General features: G+C 61.8%; 8 protein-coding genes and 3 pseudogenes. 6 read left to right on the top strand and 5 right to left on the bottom strand.

What is annotated here, in order from left to right; translation table 11 throughout:
• Positions 1–192: 192 nt before the first annotated feature.
• Complete coding sequence (locus MCBMB27_RS13290) at positions 193–609, bottom strand: MerR family transcriptional regulator (RefSeq protein WP_078947327.1); 417 nt, start codon at positions 607–609, stop codon at positions 193–195.
• An 821-nt stretch (positions 610–1430) separates the two neighbouring features.
• On the opposite strand from MCBMB27_RS13290, the gene MCBMB27_RS13285 reads away from it, so the two are divergent.
• Positions 1431–2750 (top strand): OmpP1/FadL family transporter, encoded by a 1320-nt coding sequence (locus tag MCBMB27_RS13285; protein WP_075380645.1) that lies wholly within the window; start codon positions 1431–1433, stop codon positions 2748–2750.
• Positions 2751–4521: 1771 nt separating this feature from the next.
• Here the strand turns inward: MCBMB27_RS13285 and MCBMB27_RS30570 are convergent.
• The 3 genes from MCBMB27_RS30570 to MCBMB27_RS29630 form a co-directional block, all read right to left on the bottom strand.
• Positions 4522–4749: a hypothetical protein gene (locus tag MCBMB27_RS30570; protein WP_043758650.1), complete on the bottom strand. Its 228-nt coding sequence runs from the start codon at positions 4747–4749 to the stop codon at positions 4522–4524.
• 416 nt (positions 4750–5165) lie between these two features.
• Positions 5166–7160 carry a hypothetical protein gene (locus MCBMB27_RS29635; protein WP_139231640.1) on the bottom strand — a complete coding sequence of 665 codons (1995 nt, stop codon included), beginning with the start codon at positions 7158–7160 and terminating at the stop codon, positions 5166–5168.
• 826 nt (positions 7161–7986) lie between these two features.
• Complete coding sequence (locus MCBMB27_RS29630) at positions 7987–9150, bottom strand: O-antigen ligase family protein (protein WP_139231641.1); 1164 nt, start codon at positions 9148–9150, stop codon at positions 7987–7989.
• A 417-nt stretch (positions 9151–9567) separates the two neighbouring features.
• On the opposite strand from MCBMB27_RS29630, the pseudogene MCBMB27_RS13270 reads away from it, so the two are divergent.
• The 3 genes and pseudogenes from MCBMB27_RS13270 (at position 9568) to MCBMB27_RS13255 (ending at position 12631) form a co-directional block, all read left to right on the top strand.
• Positions 9568–10709: pseudogene (locus tag MCBMB27_RS13270) on the top strand (IS3 family transposase).
• A gap of 185 nt (positions 10710–10894) precedes the next feature.
• Positions 10895–11398 (top strand): annotated as a pseudogene (locus MCBMB27_RS13265) (IS110 family transposase); the annotation flags it as partial.
• Between the two features lie 49 nt (positions 11399–11447).
• Positions 11448–12631 (top strand): IS3 family transposase gene (locus MCBMB27_RS13255; protein WP_091955320.1). Its coding sequence is split into 2 segments (ribosomal slippage): positions 11448–11733 and positions 11733–12631, totalling 1185 coding nucleotides; the frame shifts between segments, so codons are not numbered across the junction.
• A 28-nt stretch (positions 12632–12659) separates the two neighbouring features.
• Here the strand turns inward: MCBMB27_RS13255 and istA are convergent.
• Positions 12660–13712, bottom strand: a pseudogene (gene istA / locus MCBMB27_RS13250) (IS21 family transposase); the annotation flags it as partial.
• Positions 13713–14071: 359 nt separating this feature from the next.
• Here istA and MCBMB27_RS28840 point away from each other — a divergent pair.
• Both MCBMB27_RS28840 and MCBMB27_RS29625 read left to right on the top strand, forming a co-directional pair.
• Positions 14072–15033, top strand: a protein-coding gene (locus tag MCBMB27_RS28840; RefSeq protein ID WP_107646918.1) for an IS630 family transposase whose coding sequence is annotated in 2 segments (ribosomal slippage) — positions 14072–14423 and positions 14423–15033 — 963 coding nt in all. Because the reading frame shifts where the segments join, the coding sequence is not laid out codon by codon here.
• 473 nt (positions 15034–15506) lie between these two features.
• Entirely contained in the window at positions 15507–15845 is a 339-nt protein-coding gene (locus MCBMB27_RS29625) for a hypothetical protein (protein ID WP_139231642.1), read from the top strand.
• Positions 15846–16838 lie beyond the last annotated feature (993 nt).

The raw sequence follows: 16838 nt of genomic DNA, 5'->3' as shown, positions 1-16838 counted from the left end.
TCCTCTCGGAACGATCACGAAGGATCTGCGACACGGGCGGCCCGCCGACCCGGACGTGCCTTGACCCGGCGCGCACAAGTCCGGCGTGGGAGCACGCACGAGAACGGGGAAGGAGGTTGTGAGACGCGCGGGCCGATTCCGGCCGCGCGGCCTCGGCCCGCGGAACCGGTCGCCCTGACGACGCGGTATGCCCTAGCGGGCGCGGCGTGATTTCGCCGGCGCCTCGGATGAGGCCAGAGCCGCGAGGGCGTCCTGGGCCTGCTGCTCGATGGCGCGCAGCTCGGCCAGCGTCTCGACGAGGGCTTGCTCCTGATCGACGAGGCTGCCGATCCGGGTCTGGATCCGCTTCAGCAGGGCGCGCAGCTGTTCCTGCTGGGTCGGATCGGCGTCGTAGAGGTCGAGATATTCCTTGATCTCGCGCAGTGAGAACCCGAGCCGCTTGCCGCGCAGGATCAGGATCAGTCGCGCCCGGTCGCGATGCGTATAGACCCGCGTGTTCCCGGCCCGCTGAGGCGTCAGGAGACCCTTGTCCTCGTAGAAGCGGACCGTTCTCGCCGTCACCCCCAGGTCCTTGGCGAGCTGGGTCACGGTGTACAGCGTATCGGACACAGGTGACCTTCTCTTCGGAGAATTCACCGTATTCCCGGTGCGCGCGAGCGGTCAACGTCGTGCCGATACTCGGATGTTGATGGGCCCCGCATCGGCCCGCCGGCGCTCGTCCACCACGCGCTCCGTCTCCGACAGCCTGCCGACCCCGGTCTTGGGCAGGATCGTGCGGATCTCGATCGCCCATCGCCGGAAGCGTCTCCGGAGCGTCGTCGCAAAGCGTCCGTCGATGGCGCGGACCCTGAGCGTCGGCTTCGCCGGCCCATTTCCTTATGCCCTGCTGGGTTCCCACCTTCCCCTCCCTTCACCGGCCTCGCTCTCTCGCGGAGCGTGCGTGATTGGCCGGGCCAGGATTGACGTATAGGTTAGCTTCTATCCCAAAGCGTCAGCCGGTCGCAAGCGGTTCAGACGATGTCGCGAGGGCCGCTGTGACACTCGGCGAAGCTTTGTATTCGCGCCGCCGCACCCGAAGCCCTGTGCCGTACAAGGCGGCCCATCGGCGTCCTCGACGCGGTCCGCCGCCCGCCATCCAGCGCCTCCGCCTCGCGGCGTGAAACCGATTTGTCACACCAGCGCCTTCCCTGCGCCGGCCGGACGCCGGAGTTCATCAGCGCACCGCTTCGCGCTTGCATTTTCTTGCCGCTTTCGGCAGCGTCCTGACCTATTGGGAAGGGGTAATGCCTGCGCGTACCGGCAGTATCGTGACAGTGGCGGCCGCGCAAAGTGTCGGTGTCGCCGATGGTTCTGGCGGCACAAAACTCAGAAAACATGACATCCGCCCGAAACCGGAAGTGGATGCGCGGTAAACCTTGGGGAGGATCGTGATGAGATTTCGGTTTCTGGTGGCCGCCGGAACGGCGTCACTCTGTGCGTCTGTCGCCACGATTGCCGAGGTTCAGGCCGGGGCGTTCGGTCTGCGGGAGCAGAGCACGCAGGCGCAGGGGCTGGCGTTTGCGGGTGCGGCCTCGGGATCGGGCGGCGTGTCGTCGATGTTCTGGAACCCCGCGACCATCACGATGAACCCGGGCTTCGTCGCGGAGCAGAACTTCACCTATATCGGCCTGTCCTCGGAGATCCGCCCGGCGCCGGGCACCAATCCGGGCTTCGCGCGGCTGGGCGGCTCGGGCGAGCTCGGTCAGGGCGCCCTCGTGCCGGCGGGCGCGACCTCGTACCAGATGAACGACCGCCTGTGGCTCGGCCTCTCGACCGGCGCGCCCTTCGGGCTCGTGACCAAGCCCAACCAGGTCTGGGCCGGGGAGGTCTACGGACGCTCGTCGCGGATCTTCTCCCTGGCGATCAACCCGGTGATCGGCTTCAAGGTCAACGAATGGTTGTCGATCGCGGCCGGGCCGAACATCGAGTATTTCCGCCTGACCCTGCGGCAGGCGCTGCCGGTCCCGGGCCTCCTGCCGACCGCCTATCCGAGCTCCTTCCTCAAGGGGGAATCCTGGGGGGTGGGCTTCACCGCGGGCGCCACGCTGACGCCCCGCGACGGGACCGTGCTGGGCATCGGCTACCGCTCCTCGGTGCACCACGACATCGACGGCTCGATCGGCGTGCCGCTGCTCGCCCTGGCCCCGCTCGCCGGCCAGGTCCGGGCGAGGCTGAACACCCCCGACAAGCTGAGCGTCGGCCTCACCCAGGCGGTCTCGCCGGTGGCGCGGGTGAACCTCGGCTTCGAGTGGGACAACTGGTCGAGGCTCGGGACCATCGGGATCGTCTCGAAGACCCTCGGCCTGCCGGTGAACACCCTGCCGCTCAACTACAAGGACGGGTTCACCTACGCGATCGGCGCCGAGTACGACGCCTCGCCGAACCTGACGCTGCGCACGGGCTTCGCCTACGAGACCTCGCCGATCGACTTCCGCAACCGTTCGGTGCGGCTGCCGGACGGGGACCGCTACATCGCCTCGGTGGGCGCCAGCTACCGCTGGAGCCGGCAGCTGACGCTGAACCTCGCCTATTCGCACTTCTTCCTGGACCGGTCGCGGATCCTGGCGGGCCTCGGCCGCGACTACAACGTCGGCAACATCGCCTTCGCGGGGGTGGTGGATTCCAGCGCCGACATCGTCTCGGTGGGCTTCCGCTACGTGTTCGGCGCGCAGCCCGCCCCCGCCCCCGCGCCCCTCGTGCGGAAATGGTGATGCGCCTGCGCGGATCGCCCGGGCGACGCTCGCACTCGAGGACGGCCGCGATCCGCGCTTCGACCTCACGGTCGACCGGCACATCCTGAAGCGGTCAGGCGGCGACGGCGAGTCTGCCGCCTGACCGCCTTCCACGACGACGAGATCCCCGACGACGCGGCGAACCGCGGGCTGCTCGGACCCTGGTCCTGATAGGGTCTGGTCGCGATGGGCCCAGAAGGCGGCGTCGGCCGCCAGGGCGACGGCCGAGGCGTCCTTGTGGGCGAGCTTGTCGTTGCGGGCTGCGAAGCGGCGTCGGTCCTTGCTTTGGTTGAAAGGGACCTCACGCATTCGCGGGAGCGGGGCCCACCGTGCCGGATCTTCCGCTTGTGGCCGCGCGTGCCCCGGATGACCCGCGTGATCCTGCCCTTGCGTCGGTTCGCGCACAACCAGACGGCATCGCAGCCTGAGCCGGGGGCCAAGCGCCGTGTCCGGCTTGGCGCCCCGGCCAGTGCCGCCGGGACGATTGTCAAGTTACGACGTTGCCGGGCGTCAGCGAGCGGATGCGAGGGCAGCCGCGGAGATCAGTGAGCGTATGGGTCTCGGTAATCCGGTTACCATCGCCGCCATGCTGGCTATCCGGGGTGCCGTCCGGGACATCATCAAACGGACCCTGACGTCGCTCTTCGCCGTGCCGCAGCCCGTCGGCGTCGACAACAAGCTCGCCTTCGAGGTCCTCGCCTCTCCGCTCGCCAAGCCCGTGGCTCCGTCAGACCCGCCGAGCTTTCGGCGCCGAAGTCGCAGATTCCACGCCGGCCACGGACGCGGTCGCCGCGCTCGACCCGGTTCACGCAAAGGAGCGCATCGCGTATGACGATGCATGCTCGCCCGCCAGCCGGGACGACGAGCTTTTCGCCGAGGGGGCAGATGAGGCCGCGGGCGCGGCGCCTCACCGCCTCGCAGAGAGCCCAACTGACGCCTCTGCCCGGTCACCGCCCGGGCCGTAACAATCTCGAACAAAGCGGCCGCGACTTCCTTCCGAAGCCGGGCAACCTCCGCGCAAAGCGCGACGGATCCATTGATCGCGTTCCGAGGGGAGGCGTTGGCAGGTGACAGACGCCATCGCGCGAGAGGCGGCCGATGGGTCGCGCTGGGCCTACTCGAAGCCGAGATCGGCTTGAACGATGTGCCGCTCCGCAACCCTCGTCGCGTTGGTGCGCGCGTGTCAGGCGAGCACCGTTGAGGGTCGAGGCGATGGCGTCGCCGCTGCGCGCGGGGCTCTCGGTCGTTTGTGGTGTGATCCCGCCGTTCAGCTGGTGAGAGCGCGATCATTGCTCCCCATCAATCCGTGGATATACTGGTTGCAAGCGCGTGATGGAACCAGCTATGGCCGCCTACGGCAAATTCTCAATGCTGATTTGGGCGCAAATGATTTATCTCGCCCCAGTATCGGTGGCGACGGCCGATATCGGTGTGGCGGACGCCAAGGTCACTGGTGGTGAACTCTGGATTATAGGATATTCAGACGAGAAAGATACGGATATTAGTCTGGATGGCCGCTTTTCACGTCAGATCGACCATCGGGGCTACTTCGAATTCCGCGTCATCTATCACCCGGCCACGTGTATCGCGACGCTGCGCACAGCGCGTCAAGAGCGCAAGATCGTGGTTGCCAATTGCGGCGAGCAAGGACCAGCCGGACCTCCGGGACCGCCGGGCGCTGCGGCCGCGACTGGACACAGCAGCAGGGTCGAACAGGGAGACAGGATGGACGGTACCAAGCCGTCCGAGCTCAGCGGATCAGGGGCATCCAGAACGGCCATTGCCGGCCCCCCCTGGCCACCAGGACCGAGCGGGCCGCCAGGGTCCGTTGGCCCACCGGGGCCCGCCGGCCCACCGGGACCCGTTGGCCCGCCGGGGCCTGCTGGCCCGCGAGGGCCTGCCGGGCCAGCAGGCCCCGCCGGCAAGGCTGGTCCACCAGGCCGACCTGCAACAGTGCGGCCCACAGTAGCCCGGACATTGCCCCTTCGTCCGGCGCCAAAGGCCGCTCCCAACCGGCAAGGCGCGAGCACCCCCAATCTTGGTGAAGAACCCGAAGCGAGTGATGGTGTGAGCCCGGAAGACAGGTACTGATCTCTGCACAATCAGGATCCGTCCGTGCCGCCACCGAAGCGGATCGTCTAGCCCTGTTCCACCGAGGCCGTCGAAACCTTCCTGCTCGGAACAAGCGGCCGAACTCTCTTCCTTACAGAACGCGCGGAGATGCCCGGCCGGCCCGAAAGGGATGACGGGCTTAGCGGCTCTATTCATCGTGCAGCCTTACCGGTTGCGCACTCCGCTTTCCGTGCCTTGCACTCAAAGCGATCCGAGAGGGCAGCCGTTCAGTAGCACCTGAGGCGGCCGGCCAAAACTGGCGCTCATTCGCGCCCGCTCGATTCATGTGGGCCCCTGCCTGTAGGAGGCAGCACTGTCTGCAGGATCAAGCCCAGCACCAGTTTTGTCGACCGACCAAACGACATCCGTCTCGGAAACGAAAATCGGTCGGCCAATTTCCTTCTCCCTAAGCCAGCGCGTAAATCCTGAAAAGCCGCTAGTATGGAAAATCATCGGCCGGCTAAGCGCGCGAAACGCTTTCATCAACGTCTCCGCTTCGGCATCGCTGACCTCCTTTTTGAGCGCTAGGCTCAGAAGCTCCATTCTGTCAACCACCCTCTTTGGAGAGTAGCCCTTCACAGACGTGAGTTCCCGGGTGCAACTCATGGAGTACCCGGCTCGAGATGTCGGAACCGGAACATCGCCACACACGTATAGGGCACGCCTGGCAAATACCGCGATCGGCCGCTCGTCAGGCGCAGTAAAAAGCACGGCATCGGGCGGCGCTTTCTCGCGAACGACCCGAAGCCAGGATGGCATCGCCTTCGCGTCAGGCGCGATATCCGATGCATAAATGTCCAAGGGGGTCGCGTAGCGCAAATCGGGATTGGTCCAGCGAGGAAACTCGTAGACCACGCACGACAGAAACAAAACGATCAATACGCCCGCCACGACTGAGGATCTCGATCCCCTGTCCGCCCATCGGGTAATTTCAGCCGCGACCACGGGGGCCGCGAACAGCAGCGCCGTGAAGAGGAATTTATATCCGACGCCGTCGCGAACCGCGATCACGACGTAGGCCAACTGAAGTCCGAATGTCACGCCGATGAAAAATAACGTCGGCCAGGATATGATTTTCCATCGAAATATGAGAACTGACAGTAATATCGCGTCTATTGCACAATAGATCCATCCCCACCTGATGAATTGGAGAGGAAAGTCACGAAGCTTGACAAGCCCGAAGGGCGGAACTTCCGAATCTCGTCCGAGGAAGAGCCCATAGAGAACCACTATGCCGAAGCTCGCGATCCAAAGGGCAAAAATCAGGCCGGTCTTGATTAGAGTCCGACGACCGGACGATCCCACTCCACGGACTTGTTGCAGGATTTCAAAGGCAATCAGTGCCGCGGCGACCGCCATACATGATGGTAAGAAAAGCGGATAGACCAAAGAACTCACAAAAGACGCTATGATCGCAAGTAAGAGGAATGAAGACCGCTTGAAATTAAGGTAGCCCAGTACTGCAAAGACCATTAAGGCAAACGAAGACAACCCGAAAACCATCGTGTCCATATTCTGAATTTTTTCCATCATTGGCGTTATGCGTGCGTCTCCCAATGCATGGTATTCATTTTTGGCTATGCCGAGTATGATATCGGGTAGACCGACGGCGAGGAGTGCAATTGCGGTACTTGCGGCTACCTTCGCAGAGTTATGGCGCTGACCAAGAAAAAAGATCGAGCACTCTACGATGATGATGAACATCGAGATAAAGTGCAAAATATTTAGAGATAAGTAAAGTCTCGTTGGCGAAATCGCGACAAGGTTTGAAATTAGAGACAGCTGCGTCCACCCAAGCCAACCATAATTCAGCCGAAGCCCAGCCATCTCAAACTCTTCCGGCAATCGCGGCAGCGAATTGATCTGCTGTATAGCCGCGATCTGCATCATGTTGTGCCAACTGTAATCCGTTCGGAATGTTTCATTAAGAACCGTAAAGATGATCGGGGCCGCCAAAGCGCAAGCCAGAAGCGCGGAATACCCGCAGCCACGAAAACTAAATCTTGGGCGGAAGTAAAGAATAAGAGCGCCCGCTACGAGAGCATTCAGCGCGCTTGCTAAGTATGTAAACTGCCTGAATTCTACACCGAATGCTATTGCGACCGGGAGCTCGAGAGACAAAAGTCCCGGCGACAGCACGAAAGCTGCCAAGACTCTCACTCGCATCGGAATCACATCGGCTAGCAAGGCGACCAATAGAAATCCCGGCGCTATCACCGAGGACCCCGCGAAAAGGAGATTCACAGCCTGTGACGCAATCGCCGACATGGTGCCCATGGGAGAACTGCTGCTTATAAGGCAACGATATAAGCAAAAACACGCAAGCGCAACTTGATAGGAATGGCATATGGAACCAAAAATCCAGTCGAAAATCGATATACGAAACTAATGCAGCTGCTGTATTTTCTGTCTTGGCTGGATATTGCTCGCTAAAACAGAAGCTATATAAGATAAAATGACGCTCGGCTGTGCGCCGTCAGGGCTCTCTCGCTTCGTAGAATTTGGCGGATGATGCCAACAAACTTGGAGGCTCGCAAACATTTTTGATAGCGAGAGAGTGAAAGCGATCGATTGCGCCTCGGATCTTCGGACGTTGAAAGCAGATCGTGCGATCACGTCATCAGGTGATCAGGAGACCGAATTACGCTCCGCGAATCGATCGTGCCGGTAGGGTTCTTCGCCCTGGCGGCTTCACAAGCCGGGCGACCTCGGCCTTGTCGATCCCCCTCATGGCTTGAACGCTCCAACGTGGTGCGCGACGGCTCCTGGCACGTCCGAACGGATGGAGGCGTACCCCCCGGTGGTTCCGATGTTTGAGGCGCCGAACTCTGAACAGGTCAGACGCGAGGGAAGCGCCTGGTCCCGTGGTGCCTGCGATGCATTCGACAGCCGACTTGCGTCTTGGGTTGGGTCCGGTCAGGGAAGATCGGGCCGAAACTAATCGATGCGGACCATCTTGTCGGCAAATGCTATCAGACGAGTTTGGCTACGCGATCCCATATGTGAACTTCATTAAAGCCCCGTCGTAAATCGCTTGGTGCCAATACGATCAAGATCGTGACAGAATCAATCATTAGCATATTTTCCGCCATTTGAACAAATCTCAGAATTGTTGCTGCCGATAATTTCCATCTACGGCGTTCATCATGCAGATAACGACGATAATCATAAACTGAAGAATATGATCGCGAGAAAGGAGCGTAGACTCTGTGAAATTGTGACCCACACAAAATACAAATATAGCCATAAAAAGAGCACCAGTTTTGTTGTTGTAGGCGGGATGGCTCAACAATGTCGCGACAGGCCTGACAATAAGAAAGTATAATGCGATCGCGAGGCCAGGCAAACCGATCTGCGACGCGATATCTAAGTATCCGTTATGGCCCTGAGAGGCAATTTCGAACCAGCTTCCTCCTTTCGCATAATCATAGACCGGGCTAACACCTCCGATGTACCAAAAAGAACCATATCCGGCACCAAGACGCCAGTGATCGGAAATATAAGCTATCAATACGCGCCAGATTTGTGAACGACCTGTCAGTGTATCATCGCGATCCAAGGGTTCCATCAGCCATTCGCCGTACCACAGCAGAATGACCCCGAAACAGAAGACGCCCGTCATTGCCGCTGCGAAGGCTAGCGGCCAATCCCGATGATTGTTGGCACGAAATGCGTGCCCCGATAGCAGGGCCAATAAGGCGAGTGTGGTCGAAGTTTTGGATCCGGTCTTGATCAAAAATAAAAAAGCCGCAATGATAACGATCCATCTTAGAAAGGACAGGTGCCTTTGCTCCATGAAGTAAAAACACAGTACGGTTATCGCACAGAGTGCGCCCATAAAGTTCTTCTCGGGATAAATTCCCCGCCAATCACCAATGAGAGCGACATCTCGGCCGGCCTCCGGCTGGTGTATACCGACGCTCGGAAAGAAAAGAACGGTTACGTAACTTGCGAAGAGCGCCAAAATTAGAGCGATTCGGATATGCACAATGCTCTTCGCTACACCGAGTGATTGAATGGCAATAGCAACGGACAGGGCAACGATCGTTGTCAAGGCCAAGCGACGGGTCGCAATTGACGGATCGATTGCCCAGACGATACTCAGCCAACAGTAGGCCAAGATCACACGAACGTTTCCCGGAAGCGCGGACAAGCCTAGAAAGTCGCGATGGATGCCCGTTCCAGCCAATATAATTAATAAAATCAGTACATATCCAAGTTGTCGGAACGGATTTCCTTCGGTCATGGAAGCGGTGCCGCCGCTCAACCCATCCTGAGTGATTGGAGCAGTGACGACCATAATACAAAGTGCAAAAAAAGCAATTGATACGACGCTCTCATGAGCGGACGATCGCAAATTTTGCTCGAAGACGCTGAGTGGACCTGTCCTCATAGATATGTTGTTGTCCTCTCTGAGAAAACGAATAGACTTTAGCTCTGCAAAATCAACGGGAATCCTATTCCGAAAGCGTTGCTAGCGCCGCCTTGCTGCAGCTGCGAATAGACGAAGCGACAGAATCTACACCCAAATCACTTATTCTGACTTTATATCGTAATAGTCGATGTGTCCAGATCGATATAGCCGGTGATTCTCACAATCATTGCCATCATCGCCACTGACCTGACCGGCTGGCTTTGGACCGGGCTGATTGAGAGGATCAGCCAGGACCGAAGGAGCTGGGACATGAAGCGAGGTCAGAAGACGAGCGCGGAGCAGGTCGTGCTGAAGTTGCGCCAGATCGAGGTGCAGACAGCCCAGGGCAAGAGTTTGGCGTTGGCGTGCAAGGAGGCGGAGATCTCCGAGCAGAGCTACTATCGCTGGCGCAAGGAGTACGGCAGCTTGCAGGTCGACTAGGCGCGGAAGATGAAGGATCTGGAGCGCGAGAACGCTCGGTTGCGGCGGCTTGTGGCGGACCTGTCCCTGGAAAAGCAGGTGCTGGCGGACGTCGCCTCGGGAAATTTGTAGCCCCCGAACGACGTCGGCAGGCAGTGGCGGCGATCCAGGAGAAATTCGGCCTCTCGGAACGTCACGCCTGCCGGATCGTCGGCCAGCACCGCGGCACGCAACGCTACGTGCCCACCGTGTTGGCCGACGAGGTGAGCTGACTCGCGCCATCATCGCCCTGGCGTCCGAATACGGGCGCTACGGCTACCGCCGCGTCACCGCGCTGTTGAGAGTAGACGGCTGGCGAGTGGGCAAGGATCGGGTCCAGCGCATCTGGCGTCGTGAGGGGCTCAAGGTCCCCCAGAAGCACCGGCCGCGCAGCCGCCCCTGGCTCAACGACGGCTCGTGCGTGCGGCTGCGGCCGCTTTACCGCAATCACGTCTGGAGCTTCGACTTCGTGCAGGCTCAAACGCACGACGGCCGGAGCCTGCGCATCCTGACGCTGATCGACGAGCATAGCCGGGCGTGCCTCGCGCTGAAGGTGGCGCGGCGCATCAACAGCATCGGCGTGATCGAGGCGCTGGCCGACGCCGTGTGCCTGCACGGCCTCCTGGAGCACATCCGCTGCGACAATGGCCCTGAGATGATCTCAAAGGCACTGCGCAAATGGGTCGCCAAAAACGGGGCCGCAGATCCAGAACATTGCACCCCGCTCGCCGTGGGAGAACGGATACTGGGAGAGCTTCAACGGCAAGCTGCGCGACAAGTGTCTGCGCCAGGAGATCTTCTACTCGCTCAAGGAAGCCCAGGCTGTGATCACCCTCTGGCAAAAGACCTATAACCGCGTTCGGCCGCATCCGTCCCTGGGCGACCTCCCGCCTGCGCCTGTCAGCTACCCGGATCTGGCCTTCCGGCTCCCCATGGCAGCGGCCATGCAGTAGCCTCTTGTAACTTGATTCCGCCCGCGTCGGGTATGCTCCTCGGCGCGGTGGCGAGTGAGAGACCGTTAGCCTCTGGGGTTACCAAGCCCGCAAGTGAGCCAGGGGCCTCGCCCGCCGTTCCATCGAACCCGAATAGTCGCTTGGGCCGCTCAACGCTAGGCCCGGTTGCGCAAGGATGGGATCAGATGGGCGCTCCTGTTGTCGGGATCGACGTGGCTCGTGACCGCCTCGATATTCACGTTCATCCCGCAGGGGCAAACTTCGCCGTTGATCGTACGACCGAGGGCGTGGAGCAGCTGTGCGAACGCCTCCGGCTCCTGAAGCCGAAGCTCGTCGTCCTTGAGGCGACCGGCGGTTTGGAAGCCATGGTGGCACGTTCTCTCACCACCTGGGGGCTGCCAACCGTGATCGTGAACCCAGCACAGGTCCGTGCCTTCGCTCGCGCGTTGGGCCAACGTGCCAAATCCGACCGCATCGACGACACCGTGATCGCCCGGTTCGCGGCGGCCACCAATCCGCCCGTTCGCGCCCGGGCCGATGCCGAGACTCAGGCGTTGGCTGATCTCGTCACGAGACGCCGTCAGATCGTAGGACTGATCGCGTCTGAGCGGCAGCGAGCGAGTCAAGCTCCATCCTGCATTCGAGACCGCGTCCGGCGCGTCATAGAGGCGTTGGATGATCCTCCCTCGGCACCGCGGACACCTCTGATACGCTCATGCTGAGCGGGGAAGGTGTCGGATGGCGAAGACGAGACGCGAGTTCACACCCGAGTTCAAACGCGAAGCGGTTGCCCTGCTGGAGAGCAGCGGCCGGCCGCAGATGCAGGTCACGGCCGAGCTCGGGATCCAGCTTTCGATGCTGAGGCAGTGGCGCGCCACGCTGAACGGGGCCTCGCCCGGGCCGCGGTCTGCTGGATCGATGGGCGCCTCGCCACCAAGCCCAGTTGCGTCCTCTTCCGATCAGGCCGCCGAGATCGGCCGACTGCGGCGCGAGCTCGACCGCACGCGCATGGAGCGCGACGTACTAAAAAAAGCCATCGGCATCTTCGCGGAGATGCCCAAGTGACCTTCGCCTTCATCGAGCAGCATGCGCGGACCTGGCCGGTGCGTCTCATGTGCCGCGTGCTCGGAGTCTCACCCAGCGGCTTCTACGGCTGGCGGTCACGGCCTGAGAGCGCGCGCTCGGCCTCCAACCGTCAGCTCCTGGACGACGTCCGGCGCATCCATGCCGCCCATCACCGACGCTACGGTGCCCCACGCGTGCATGCCGCCCTGCGAGCTGAGGGCCGGTCCGTCAGCCGCGGACGGGTGGAGCGTCTCATGCGCCGGCATGGCATCCGTGCTCTGGCGGGTCGTCGGTTCCGGCCCTGTAAGACCGACAGCCGTCACGATCTCCCCATCGCGCGCAATCTCCTCAAGCAGGACTTCTCAGCCGCGCGACCCGACACGGTCTGGCTGGCCGATATCACCTACCTGCCGACCGGCGAGGGCTGGCTGTACCTGGCCGCCGTCCTCGATCTGGCCACGCGCAAGATCGTCGGTTGGTCGATGCGCGATCACATGCGCGCCGAGCTGAGCGTAGCGGCATTGATGATGGCCGCCCAGAGGCAGCGGCCGGCCGCCGGGCTGATCTGCCACTCGGATCGCGGTAGCCAGTACGCGGCCGAGGCCTGCCGGAGACAGCTCGCCGGTATGGGGGTGAAGCCGTCGATGAGCCGCACGGCTTGCTACTACGATAACGCCCCGATGGAGAGCTTCTTCCACACGCTCAAGGTCGAGCTCGTCCATCAGCGACGACGGGCGACCCGGGATGAAGCGCGGCGTGATCTGTTCGCTTACGTCGAGGGCTACTACAATCGGCAACGCATCCACTCGGCACTCGGCTATCTCACGCCCGAGCAAGCCGAGAGGACCGCGAAATGATCTCCTTGTGTCCGCGACACCGAGGGAGGATCAGCCGCCACGGCACCGAGTAGGCGTTGCCGTCCACGCTGACCGCGCAGTCTGCCCCGACCCGGCGCACGAGATCGCGTGCGGCGGAGAACGGCGGCACGCCCGCCAGGGGCTGCAGCGCCCGGGCCTCGTCCCGGGCGAACCGCGCGCCCGGCGCCTCACCGGTCGTGCCGTGCGCGCGCCGGTCGGCCACATCCCGCGTCCAGGCATCGAGATGCGCCTCCAGGGGGGCAAAGCTCGCGAAGCGGTGGTCGGCCACAGCGTTCCTCTTGACGTAGCCAACGCCGCGCTCGTCCTTGCCCTTCGTGCGCGCCCGGTACGGGGCGCAGGCCCGCACCCGGAGGCCCCAATGCCGGGAGAAGGCGTGCAACCGCGGATGCAGGATGACCTTGCGGCTGACCGGGTCATGGTGCAGGACCAGGGCGCGGGCATTGTCGAGCAGCACCTCATGCGGCACGCCGCCGAAGGCTTGAAAGGCGCTCTCCAATCCGGCGAACCAGTCCTCCTGCCGTTCGTGGCCGAAGGCGCGCACGTGCAGTCGACGCAAGTAACCGAGCGTCGCAACGAACAGCGAGACCCGGGTTGGCGCACCGCCGATCTCGATCCGCCGCTCGCCGAAGTCGATCTGCATCTGCTCACCTGGCCGCGTCTCGAACCGCACGCTCGCCGTTGCGGCGATCACCAGGTCCCGCCGCAACGGCGCCACAGCCCGTTCCACGGTGCGCAGGCTGACGTGGATGTCCTTCTCGTTGGCGAGGTCCTGGCGCACGACGTCGGCGTTGCCGGCATGCTGCCGGAACCGTTCGGCCAACCAGTCCATCAAGCCGTCGAGCCGCTTCGATCGAGACGGCGTTTTAGAGGGAAGCCAATCACCCTGACGGAGCCAGTGCTTGACCGTGTTCTTCGAACAGCCGAGCTCGGTCGCGATCCGCTTGGCACCCCAGCCCAGCGCCGTCAGCCGCACCATCGCCGATACGTCGTCCGGCGTCTTCATCTCGGCCCTCCGCGGATCGTCCGTCCGCTGAAGAGCCTGATCTTCGTTCCTGATCATCTCAACCTCCTCGCTCATCGAGGGGGGCAGGTCCTCATGGCGTCAGGGGGGGGCAGTTTGCCGTGTCGCCTGGCTTAAGCTCGTTGCTCTGATTGCCACTGCTCGGAAGCTGATCACCATCCTCAACGCCATCCTGAGGGACGGAACGCCATGGCAAACCGCTTGACCGGCAAGACAGTCGCTCACGCGACTCGGTCCACAATACCGGTCAGGTCATTCCTGGGTTTTAAATTGCACTCTTATCCACGGCTCATTCGCGGCTGAGATATGTAAGCGGCCTTTGAAGGCGAAGTAGAGCCGTGCCTTGCGGTGTTGCGACAGGACGGTGGCTGGAGCGTTGACGGGTGAAGGAGCCAGCGATGCCTTCACCGTTGTCTGTCGATCTGCGCGAGCGCGTCGTGGCGGCCGTGACAGAGGGCGCTTCCTTTCATCAGGCGGCGGAGCGGTTTGGGGTGAGCGTGTCGAGCGCCAGCCGCTGGTCGCAACGGTTTGCGCAGCAGGGTCACGTCGCCCCCAAACCGACGCACGGCGACGACCGCCTGCCGGCGATCGAGGAGCATGCGGATCTGATCCTCTCCCTCGACGAGGCCCGGCCCGAACGCTTCCTGCGCGAGTTGCGCGACGTCCTGGCCGAGCAGGGCGTGCAGACCAGCACGAGCGGGCTGTCACGCTTCTTCGCTCGCCATGGGATCACCCGTAAAAAGGGGCGCTGTACGCAACTGAGCAGGAGCGGGCTGACGTGAAGGCGGCGCGTGAGGCGTGGTTCGCGGCTCAGCCTGACCTCGACCTCGACAAGCTCGTCTTCCTCGACGAGACGGCAGCCGCCACCAACATGGCCCGCCGCTACGGTCGCTCCCCGTGCGGCAAGCGCTGCCGGCTCCTCGTGCCCCAGGGCCATTACATAACGACCACTATCACCGTCGCTCTGCGCACCATCGGCCTGTGCGCCTTCGACCTCGCGGATGGCGCTACCAATGGCCAGCGCTTTCGCGACTACGTCGCCAACCGCCTCGTCCCGGTGCTGCGGCCCGGCGACATCGTGATCCTCGACAACCTGCAAGCTCACAAGGTCAGCGGCATCCGCGAGCGGGTCGAGGCGGCCGGCGCCCGGCTGCTCTACCTTCCGCCCTATAGCCCCGAGTTCAACCCGATCGAACAGATCTTCGCCAAGCTGAAAGCCCTGCTGCGGAGCGCAGTCGCCCGCACCGTGCCAGACCTCTGGAACGCCATCCGGCACGCCTTCACCCGCTTCACCCCAGACGAGTGCCGCAACAGCCTCGCCGCCGTCGTCTACGACAACGACTTAGCCGTCGCTACGTAAGCGGGAACGGCTCTAGACGAGGGTTCAATTCTCTCACGCGATGCAGAGATAGCTGAAATCCATCTTGGATCGAGCGACGCCGGCGCCGCCGGTCAACACCTCGAACTGATCAATCACTGATGGAAAGGCTGGCGCCGGTTGGCCCGCGCTCGAGTCCCGTCTGTTTTCAAAGCCATTTGTGTACCGAAAAGAATGCAACCTTTATCATCTGCTCAGCCCTCCGAAAGCAGTATGGTCCCAGAAATCGCACATTTCGATCAGCGTTCTGCAATCAAATTCGGTAAGCGTATCGCCGGAGGACTACCTATACGGGCGATCCATCGTCGGACCAATTCGTTTTGGCTAGATCTCATTCATGAGGGCCCGAAATGGCTTCGAAGCAATGGCGAATCGCCTCCTTCAGTCTTTCGATCTGTCTGAGCGGAGGTTTGGGTGGATGTCTGAGCTTGACGGCTTTGGAATCAAGCCCTTCCATGACGACCGTGGATCCCGCACCGGTGGCCGATCTCGATGACAGTGGGGTTCTCGAAACGCCCCGCCGACGTCAGACCGGCAATGGCGTCGACCCGATAGCCGTGCTCGCTCATCGCACCCACGATCGAATGGGTGATGCAGCCGTCACAACGGTCGAACGCCTGCCGGCCTTTGCGGCTGCGCCCTCGACGAACGAGCCGAAGTCGGAAGGCTCGCAACGGCGTATTCAGGCACCGCGCCGTCAGGTCAGCAACGCCGAGATTGCAAAGCGGGATCGTCAGGCGGAGGTCCTCATTCGGCAGTCTGTTCGATCCATCTGCGAAGGATGCCAGAATTGAATGTTCGGCGGCTCGGCACTGAGCGCGGGACTCGGTCCTGACATCAGAGCCGAGAACGATCTTCAGTGAGCGTAAGCAACCTGAGAGGTGCCTAGAACGATGACACAAACGACGCAGCCCGCGCCCGGACAAAGATGGATCACAGGGCGGGTTGGGTTGTCGCCGGCTCACGGCACCATTGCGATCGAAGGCGCCCCCACGTGGGGCCGAGGCCCTCTGGCCCACCAGATGCCGGTTAACTCTTCATCCTTGAGGCGCCGCTGGAATCAATCCGCCACCCGGCCGGGCATGGCGACCGACAAGTGGCTTCTGTCGAACTGGCTTGCAATCGAACAACACGATTCATCCGCGCACCAGCCAGCCTATCCAGTGACCCTGAGGGCTCTGGAGCCGGGCAATTGAGACCCATTCCCATGCCGTCCGGGGGGCAGTATACCTTCTGCAGTGGCAATCGAGCGGGCCAGTCGAAGCGGCTTCAGCATCGTGTCACGCCGCAGGATATACCGAGTGACGGGAGCTCGATTGTTCTCCGGCGAGCTATATTTTCGTCGGCTCGGTATCGACATGGAGCGTTAGATATGCGTAGTTAATCACCTGCTGAATAATAGAGTGTCTGGATTTGCGCCAAGCTCAGCCCGCACTTGAGGTTCAGGACAGCACCCACGGATCCCGATCTCGATCGGCTCGGGCTGCTGACGGTTTGATCATTGCGTTTTTATTTTTTGCGTCGATGCTACTGCTCTGCGCGACTGTACTATATATGACGATGCATCGCATCTTTCCGGCTATTGTCCCGCTACATGCATACAGATCTCTCGCTGTGTGGCATCGCTTTAGCTCGCTTGCGATTCAAGAGATTCGATCTTGGCGCTGATTGATTTGAGCGAGCGGGGCCACTGTGATTTGCCTCTTTGATTGTTACTTGCGATTGCTGCGTTTACTTATAAAGTCGATGCGAACGGTCGAAATCTGACGAAATCAGCTTTGTGTGTC

The organism is Methylobacterium phyllosphaerae, assembly GCF_001936175.1.
GTDB lineage: Bacteria > Pseudomonadota > Alphaproteobacteria > Rhizobiales > Beijerinckiaceae > Methylobacterium > Methylobacterium fujisawaense.
This window is presented reverse-complemented; position numbering and strand designations above follow the sequence as displayed.

Coding starts and splice junctions, on each gene's coding strand:
- MCBMB27_RS13285 (WP_075380645.1), top strand. CDS start 1,431: ATGAGATTTCGGTTTCTGGTGGCCGCCGGAACGGCGTCACTCTGTGCG.
- MCBMB27_RS30570 (WP_043758650.1), bottom strand. CDS start 4,749: ATGTCCGGGCTACTGTGGGCCGCACTGTTGCAGGTCGGCCTGGTGGAC.
- MCBMB27_RS29635 (WP_139231640.1), bottom strand. CDS start 7,160: ATGGGCACCATGTCGGCGATTGCGTCACAGGCTGTGAATCTCCTTTTC.
- MCBMB27_RS29625 (WP_139231642.1), top strand. CDS start 15,507: ATGACGACCGTGGATCCCGCACCGGTGGCCGATCTCGATGACAGTGGG.